The 1,229-nt window shown below is 71.0% G+C and carries 1 protein-coding gene; it reads left to right on the plus strand.

Features of this window, described 5'->3' with window-relative positions:
• Positions 1-1,229: amino acid adenylation domain-containing protein (locus tag GTY56_RS04000; protein ID WP_161362521.1), on the plus strand; the 1,229-nt coding region annotated here is incomplete at both ends.

The raw sequence follows: 1,229 nt of genomic DNA on the forward strand, positions 1-1,229 counted from the left end.
TTGACGACGGAGGAGATTCTCGACGAACTCCCCGCCGGCCGTGGGCGCCTGGTGGCGCTGGACGATCCGCTGACCGCGACGCAGCTGGCGGCCGCTCCGGCGACGTCTCCCGGCGTAGCGGTGGAGCGGGACGGTCTGGCGTACGTCATCTACACCTCGGGCTCGACGGGACGCCCGAAGGGCGTGGCGGTCACCCACGGAGGCCTGGCCAACTATGTGACGTGGGCGGCGGACGCGTACGGGAAGGGGACCGGTGGTGCCCCCCTGCACTCGTCACTCGCGTTCGACCTGACCGTGACCAGTGTGCTCGTGCCGCTGGTGTCGGGGACCGCGGTGGTGGTGAGCCCGGCCGGTGGTGCCGAGGGCCTGGCGGAACTGGTCCGTGACCACGGCGGGTTCGCCATGGCCAAGGTCGTCCCGGCCCATCTTCCCCTGCTGTCGGAATCGTTGGCGGACGACCGGATTGCGTCGGCGGCGCGGACCTGGGTGGTCGGCGGTGAGGCTCTGCCGGGTGCCGCGGTACGGCAGTGGTTGGAGCGGTCGCCGGATTCCGTCGTCGTGAACGAATACGGGCCCACCGAGACCGTCGTCGGATGTTGCGTGTTCGAAGTCGCCGCGGGTGATCCTGTGGGCGATGTGGTGCCGGTCGGGCGTCCGATCGCCCACACGCGCCTGTATGTGCTGGATGCGCACCTGCGGCCGGTGGCCCCCGGAGTGGCGGGTGAGCTGTACATCGCCGGGGCGCAGGTGGCGCGCGGCTACGTGGGCCGCCCCGGTCTGACGGCGGAGCGGTTCGTGGCCTGCCCGTTCGAGTCCGGTGCGCGGATGTATCGCACGGGTGACCTCGCACGGTGGTCCACAGGCGGCCAGCTGGTGTTCGCGGGCCGCTCGGACGAGCAGGTCAAGATCCGTGGGTTCCGGATCGAACCGGGTGAGGTCCAGGCCGTGGTGGCCGCGCATCCGCAGGTCGCCCAGAGCGCCGTCGTCGCCCGTGAGGACGTACCGGGCGATACGAGGCTCGTCGCCTACGTCGTACCCACCGAGCCCGTCGGCCCGGACGCGGAACTCGGAAAAGCCGTACGCGAGTTCATGGCAGGACGATTGCCCGAGCACATGGTCCCCTCAGTGGTGGTGGAGCTGGACGCACTGCCCTTGACGGTGAACGGCAAACTGCACCGCGAGGCCCTGCCCGCCCCGGACTACTCCGGCGCCGCAGGTTCGGGCCGGGA

The organism is Streptomyces sp. SID5643, assembly GCF_009872555.1.
Classification (GTDB): Bacteria; Actinomycetota; Actinomycetes; order Streptomycetales; family Streptomycetaceae; genus Streptomyces; species Streptomyces iakyrus.